Consider the following 6,742-nt stretch of genomic DNA (forward strand, 5'->3'; position numbering starts at 1 on the left):
CCCTCGCCTCCAGGACCACCAGCCTGCCCCGGACTCCCGCCCGAACGAGTGCCTCAGAAGTCATGACACTCACATGTCCCAGAAGTGAGGAGACAGCACAGCACCCCCGCGCACAGAATGTCCCCGCAGACGGAAGAAGGAAGGACGATGTGGACAGTGCGGATCGACGGCCCCATAATGGTGGGGAGCCAGCCGGCTGCTACCGGTTGACTCCCCTCGCAAGGGAACGGCCTAGCCGATCCACTTACTGAGGGCATCCACAAGGACACCGACGGCCCGGATCAGGCGAGCGACAGCGGTCAAGACTTCGCTCACCTTCCGGGCCGTTACCTTGCCCTTGCGGACTTCTGCGCGTCGTCCTCTCGGCTTGGACACGGCCCTCACCTTCTCCCGGCTCCTTCCTCCCTGGCAAGGACATGAGTGTTCCGGGAGAAGATGCCATGGGAGGCGTCGTAGATCAGGGTGGCGAGAGCAGGGCAGCGACGTCGTCGAGCTGCGCGGCGATCTCGGTGAAGTCCCGGTCCAGGTCGAGGGTGCGCACGTGGAAGCGGTGCCCGGTCTCGGTCCAGGTCTCGCGGATCGGCGGGTCGACGGCGGTCTGGGCGTAGAGCAGCATGCCGGCGACCTCGCGCCCGGCCTGCCGGGGGTCGCTGGCCTCGTGCATGACGTAGCTGTAGATCTGGTTGCGGTTGGCCGGGGACAGGATCGACTTGTCGTAGCAGGAGCCGAGGATGCGCCCGTAGCACTTGGTGTCGATGATGAGGGTCCGCTCCGGCCCGGTCAGGACGATGTCGGTGTGCAGTCCCGGGAGGAAGACCGGGGCGTCCTCGATGCCGCCGCTCACCCAGGGAGCGCCGGCGCGCAGGTGGGGGTGGTGGCGGCGGAAGTAGGCCAGGACGAATCGCTCGTACAGGGCGCTCAGCTCCTGGGGGTCGAGGAAGTCGGCGAGGCTGACTGCGCCGTCTGCGCCGCTGAGCAGCCGCTCGTCCAGGATGAGTCGGCACACGCCCATGAGCAGCCGGTAGGAACGGTTACTGCGGTGGAAGCGCAGGCTGTCCCAGTGCAGCTGGCGCAGGTCCCCGGGGCTCATCACCTTGACGTCGCCCATGACGAGCAGTGTGGACTTCAGACGCTTCCGGCGGGCCGAGGCGACGTCGCCGTGCAGGATCAGGCGCAGGGCGGCGGTCTTGAGGAGCCGGTTCATGAGGGTGTTCTCGGTGCGCTCGTCGTAGTCGCAGCGCACCAGGCTCCTGCGGCGCGCCCTGAGTCGCATCGTGGCGGCCGGGTCGATGCGTCCTCGCACAACCGTCAGGTCCTCGTTGAAGGGCTGATAGTCCCGCTCGAAACCGCGTCGGCGCTGGTTGTCCAGCCCACCGGCCAGGATCGCGGCGAGCATGTCGTGGACGTGCTCGAAGTCCTCGGCCGCCAGGCGCCGGTGCTCGCCGGTCTCCAGGGCCTTGAAGGCGTAGGCGAGCATGTAGTAGACGTTCTTGAGCAGGACGGTGCTGGGACCACGCTGGTGCGGTCGGCCGGGAGCCCCGTCCCGCGCCCGGCCGGCCAGGGTCTCCGTCATACCAGGACGCTCTCCAGCTCGTGAATGCTCTCGTCCATCGCTGCGGGATTGTCGAACCAGTACTCGCGCACCAGCGGCTCCAGCTCGTAGCGCACCACCGAAGTCACGTCCGCATCCGTGCCCACAGGGTTCTCGGGGCCCGCCGCAGGCAGGCACATGTAGGAGTGACCGATCTGGAACCCGGGGCCCAGGGCCTCATCCTCGGCGATCCGCTGGTTGAGGCGGCGTACGACGTCGACCAGCGCCTCCAGCCTCGAGCTGCCTACGGCCTCGACGTGCCTGAGGAACCCGGGGTGGTCGAGGGCCGGCCTCATCTCGAAGAAGGCGAAACGGCGCCGTAGCGCGTAGTCGATGAGGGCCAGGCCCCGGTCGGCGGTGTTCATCATGCCGATGATGTGGAGCCGTTTCGGGACGGACAGCAGCTCCCCGGACACGGGCAGGCGCAGCGCCTCCCCGCGGTGCTCGGCCTCGATAAGCATGAGCAGCTCGCCGAAGGCCTTGGAGATGTTGGCCCGGTTGATCTCGTCGATGATGAACACGTAGTCCCGTCCCGGGTCGGCGGCGGCACGCCGGCAGAACCTGGCGAAGACGCCCTCGGCGGCCGCGAACCCGCCCTCGGCCGTGGGCCGCAGCCCGACGACGACGTCCTCGTAGGCGGTCGACTGGTGGAACTGCACCACCTCCACCCGCGAGTCATCCGTCTGACCCATGAGGGCGTAGGCCAGGCGCTTGGCCGCGAAGGTCTTCCCCGTGCCCGGAGCGCCCTGGAGGATGAGGTTCTTCTTGCGGCGCAGCAGCCCGAGCATCTGTTCCAGGTCCTCGGGATCGACGAACACCTCCGCCAGGAAGTTCTCCCGCGTGTAGACGTCGGCGACGTCGGGCTCATCAGCGTTCCGGGGACTCGCGGCGGGGGCGGAGACCGTGGACGGGTCAGGGTCGTTCCGGTCCTCGAACAGTGACTCGAGCTGGGCCGGGTTGTAACTGGTCTCCTGCGTGAGGCGCTGCAGTGTCACTCGGCGGACACCTCGCTGAAGCGGCCAGGAACCGACATGCGTCCACTCGACGTCGCGCACGCAGCGGTAGGAGGGCCGGGCGTCGTCGTAACGGAACTGCGAGCGGACGACGCCGCGCCCGATGATCTCGGTCGGACCGCGCCGGGCGTAGACGACGTCGCCGGGACGCATCATGTGGGTGAAGTCCCGGATCATTCCCGCCGCGCCTGTCGGCCTGCCTCCCCAGTCCCCGTAACCGGCCTCCAGCGCCTCGATGACGGCCTCCTCATTCGGGTAGCTCGTGGGGTCGCCGATCCGGTCCCAGTTGAGTGCCATGATCCCGGCCGTTCGAAACTCCTCCCACTTCCCGGCGCCCTCACCCGGGACGTAGAGCCAGTAGCCGCGCTCCTGCTCCTCGGCCGCCTGAGCATCCTCATCCGACGTCGTCATCGGCTCGCTCATGCTTCCTCCCTCGTCGCCCGTGCCCGCGGCGCTGCGGGCACGTCCAGGGAGAATAGTAGTGCCGGCTCACCCCGTCTGATACCAGTCTGGTACCACCTACTACTGTGGAGGCATGGCGATGACATTGCGCTTGAGCAAAGAGGATGAGCGGCTGCTCGCGCTCCTTGCGCAGGAGGACGAGGTCAGCTGCCAGGAGGCGACGATCCGGGCGATCCACGAGGCGGCCGCGCGCCGCGGACATGAGCAGAGAGTCGCGAACGCCTCCGCTCGCATCCGCAACCGGTACGCCGAGGTCCTGGAACGCCTCGGCCGCTGAGCGGGCAGAGATGGTCGAGTACCTGACGCTCGAGGACGCACTGTCACTCATTGAGGACCTCACTGTGGGACCGGTCCGCGATCTCGGCCTGCTCGACTCGGCGCTGCACCGACCTGCGACCACGCTCTGGGGACGCGACGCTTACGCCACCATCGATGAGAAGGCCGTGGCTCTGCTTGATTCCCTGGTCCACAATCATCCACTAGTGGATGGCAACAAGCCCCTGGGGTGGCTGGCCACGCTGGTCTTCCTGGACATCAACGGCCACTGAGTCGAGGCTCCCGACGACGACGCCTACCGGCTGGTGATGGACGTCGCCGCTGGGAAGCTCTCACTCAAGGAGATCACCGAGGCCCTGTCTCAATGGCACGCTCGCAGCACCACGATGCGCTCGGAGAGTCTGCCCACCAGCGGCAGCCGCGTCAGGGACGAGAGCAGGGGGTGGTAGCGCGCGATGGTGCGGGTGAAGGGGACGTCGTGGAGCAGCGTGTAGCCGGGGGCCACCGTGCGGCGGAACTCGGCCGCGCTGGAGCAGCCGTAGGTGTAGCGCGCACCCGCGTCCTCCACTGAGCGCTCCCGGCCGTACTTCTGGAACAGGCGGGGCATGACCTCGATGAGAACGGTCGCACCGGGCAGGCGCGCCGCGATGATGTCCAGGAGCATGCGCACCTCCTCCTGCTCGAGGTACATGCTCAGCCCCTCGATGATGACAAGCACGTCGCGGCTCACGTCCTCCAGCTGGTCGGGCCAGTCGGGGTCGAGGGCGGAGGCGGCAATGGTGCGGTGACGCCCACCGTCCTCGAGCAGCCGACGTCGCAGCGCGATGACATCGGGCAGGTCGAGGTCGTACCAGGTGACGCGCCCGTCGTCGAGGCGCTGGAAACGGGTGTCGAGCCCGCAGGCGATGTTGACCACCGTGCAGCCGGGGTGGGTGGCCAGGTACCCGGCCACAAGCGGGTCGAGCGTGAGGGTGCGCAGCACGACGCCGTCGGCCATGAGCCGGTCCTGCCTGGCCATCGTGAAGTCGTAGTCGAGCCGGGAGACGAGCTCGACGGCGGCGGGGTCGGTGAAGCGCGGCCGCTCGCAGAGCGTGTGCTCCGCCCTGGCATGGAGAGTCAGCAGCATCGTCTTGCTGACACTGGTCAGGTCTGCTGTCTCGTGTGCGCTCACGCGGTCAATTCTGCGACGCCTGCGGCCCGGGAACCACCGCTGTCAGAAAACGGGCTGCGCCGCCCGCTGCCGCTGCCCGCCGCGCGGCTCAGTCCTCTCAGCCCTCCTCGAGGACCCCGTTCCAGGCCAGGAAGCCGATGGTGCGGCGCATGGCCTCCTCCCAGTTGGCGTCGCCGAAGCCGTGAGCGGCGCCGGGGATGGTGACGAGCTCGGCATCGGGCAGGGCGCTCACGGCAGTTCGGGAGACCTCGATGGGCACGGCGCGGTCCTGGTCCCCGTGGACGATGAGCACCGGCCGGCGGTAGGTGGCCAGCTCGGCCCCGACCTCCAGGTTCCAGCCGTCGACGGCGTAGGCGTGCCCCAGGCGGGTGCCCGCCCAGTCGAACTCCTCGGGAACGGCCGCCGGCGTGCGGAAGGCGGCGCGCAGGTTCTCCCCCAGCCGCAGGGCCGGGTACCACAGGGCCAGGGCGGTGATCCACTGCGGGTGGCGGGCGGCCGCGAGCGCTGCGACCGCCCCGCCCAGGCTCAGCCCGAACAGGGCGACCCGGGAGGCATCGACCTCCGGCCAGGCGCAGGCGGCAGTGAGGACGGCTTCGAGGTCGGCCAGCTCGGTGAGGGCCGACATCGCGGTGGTCTCGCCCTGGCTGGCACTGCCGCCGCCCCCGCGGAAGTCGAAGCAGATGGCCACGGCCCCGGCCGCGGCGAAGCGCCGGGCCATGGGGGCGACGCGGGTGTGGGAGCCCTCCATGCCGTGACAGCAGATGACCAGGGGCGCGGGGGCCGACGACGCCGTGCGCGGGACGTAGGCCAGTCCCCCGAGCCTCTGCCCCTGGACGGTGAGGGTGACCTGCCGTGAGAGGTAGGGCTGCGTCGTCGTCACGTGTTCTCCTTGCTGTGCGGGGCCGGCAACGAGAACCGGCCCGGCGGCCATCGTAGACGGGTCGCCGGACGGGTGAGGACGCGCAGCGTCAGCGGTAGGCCTCTGTGGAGGCGTTCTCGTCGTAGCGGGCCACGAGGACCAGGCCGGACAGGGCGTAGGGGCCTCCGATGTAGGGCATGACGTGGACCAGGGCGGCGGCCACCTTCTGGCGGGAGGAACCAGCCCGGATCGCCCCGGCAACGTGCGGGCGCAACTGGGTGGTGGCGCCGATGGCGGCGATGGACACCAGGCTGATGAGCTCGCGCTGGGCGACGTCGAGGCCGCCACGGGTGGCGAAGTCACCGAAGGCGGAGGAGGTCAGCAGGTGGGGCACGAACTCGTCGAAGGGCTTAGGCAGGGCGGAGAAGACCTCCTTGACCTCGTTGCCGTACAGCGGGGCCTGGATGGCGGCGCCGGCCTGCTCGCGGGCACTGGGGTCAGTGGCATCCACGGTGCCGGCATTCTCCAGGGGCAGGGAGATGCCGTTGGCCTCGAAGACCCCGTTGGCGATGTCGATCGCGTTGAGGGTCTTGGGGAAACCGATGTAGGGGGCGCACTGGTAGATGGTCTCGCGCAGCTGGAGCGGGCTGGCTCCGATGTTGAGGGCCGCGCCCACGTGGGCCTGCAGCTGCGGGAGGGTCTGCATGGCGGTCAGGGCGGTGATGGTGAGCAGCTCGCGCTCGACGTCCGTGAGGACGCCCGTGGAGAAGGCCTCGTCGAAGATCCCGTTCTGGAGGATGTCGAACAGCTCGGGGTCCGTGGGGTGAGGTTGGGGCTCCACCCCGAACAGCCTGGTGAAGGTCTCACGTGCTTGAGGTGTCAGCGCCATGGAGGGCTCCTTACGATGTGCGGGTGGCTCCTGCTGAGCATGTCACGTTCAATGCCCCAGCGACAGGCCCCAGCAGTCCTCCCAAAACACGGGATCTCAGCCACGCCGGACGAGCACAGAAACCCAGTCCTGCCGAGTATCGAAGATCCGATCCACCCGAATGAAGTGCTCTTCAATGCTGTAAACAGCCAGCAGACGACCAGCCACAACATAGCGACTATCAGTTGGCGTGCCAACAACAACATCCAACCTACTCCCGGCCAACGGGTAGCTACGAGTCCCTTCGACCGCCTCAAGCAGAGCATCCACCTGCTGAAACGCTAAGTCCGGGTCGCCGGAGGTCTCAACCGTGAAATCCCAGGCCTCATCAAGATCAATGAGAGCATCAGTGGAGTAGACGATCTCAGCACTCATGGGCGGAATCCCGCCGTGCGACGAAGTGCGCACGCACGTCTGCAGCACTAACCCACCCTTGCTCCTC

The 6,742-nt window shown here is 68.3% G+C and carries 8 protein-coding genes; 2 read left to right on the top strand and 6 right to left on the bottom strand.

The genetic code is table 11. From position 1 onward, the window contains the following. Nucleotides 1-457: 457 nt before the first annotated feature. Nucleotides 458-1,573: a 5-methylcytosine restriction system specificity protein McrC gene (locus HMPREF2883_RS08835; RefSeq protein ID WP_081384594.1), complete on the bottom strand. Its 1,116-nt coding sequence runs from the start codon at nucleotides 1,571-1,573 to the stop codon at nucleotides 458-460. After that, nucleotides 1,570-3,027 (bottom strand): McrB family protein, encoded by a 1,458-nt coding sequence (locus HMPREF2883_RS08840; RefSeq protein ID WP_070661225.1) that lies wholly within the window; start codon nucleotides 3,025-3,027, stop codon nucleotides 1,570-1,572. The genes HMPREF2883_RS08835 and HMPREF2883_RS08840 overlap by 4 nt, the downstream gene beginning before the upstream one ends. A gap of 112 nt (nucleotides 3,028-3,139) precedes the next feature. On the opposite strand from HMPREF2883_RS08840, the gene HMPREF2883_RS08845 reads away from it, so the two are divergent. Next, entirely contained in the window at nucleotides 3,140-3,343 is a 204-nt protein-coding gene (locus tag HMPREF2883_RS08845) for a CopG family transcriptional regulator (RefSeq protein ID WP_070661229.1), read from the top strand. Between the two features lie 10 nt (nucleotides 3,344-3,353). Continuing rightward, nucleotides 3,354-3,614 carry a type II toxin-antitoxin system death-on-curing family toxin gene (locus HMPREF2883_RS08850; RefSeq protein WP_256277401.1) on the top strand — a complete coding sequence of 87 codons (261 nt, stop codon included), beginning with the start codon at nucleotides 3,354-3,356 and terminating at the stop codon, nucleotides 3,612-3,614. 89 nt (nucleotides 3,615-3,703) lie between these two features. Here HMPREF2883_RS08850 and HMPREF2883_RS08855 read toward each other — a convergent pair whose 3' ends face one another. From HMPREF2883_RS08855 to HMPREF2883_RS08870, 4 genes are all read right to left on the bottom strand, one after another. Beyond that, nucleotides 3,704-4,513: a class I SAM-dependent methyltransferase gene (locus HMPREF2883_RS08855; protein ID WP_070661232.1), complete on the bottom strand. Its 810-nt coding sequence runs from the start codon at nucleotides 4,511-4,513 to the stop codon at nucleotides 3,704-3,706. A gap of 97 nt (nucleotides 4,514-4,610) precedes the next feature. Continuing rightward, nucleotides 4,611-5,393, bottom strand: coding sequence for an alpha/beta hydrolase family protein (locus tag HMPREF2883_RS08860; protein WP_070661234.1), 783 nt, complete (start codon nucleotides 5,391-5,393; stop codon nucleotides 4,611-4,613). Between the two features lie 88 nt (nucleotides 5,394-5,481). Continuing rightward, nucleotides 5,482-6,261 carry a carboxymuconolactone decarboxylase family protein gene (locus HMPREF2883_RS08865; RefSeq protein ID WP_070661237.1) on the bottom strand — a complete coding sequence of 260 codons (780 nt, stop codon included), beginning with the start codon at nucleotides 6,259-6,261 and terminating at the stop codon, nucleotides 5,482-5,484. 96 nt (nucleotides 6,262-6,357) lie between these two features. Next, nucleotides 6,358-6,742 (bottom strand): type II toxin-antitoxin system RelE/ParE family toxin (locus HMPREF2883_RS08870; RefSeq protein WP_256277402.1); only part of this gene is annotated, 385 nt, incomplete at its 5' end.

It is taken from the genome of Actinomyces sp. HMSC075C01, from assembly GCF_001812965.1.
Taxonomy (GTDB): Bacteria; Actinomycetota; Actinomycetes; order Actinomycetales; family Actinomycetaceae; genus Actinomyces; species Actinomyces acetigenes.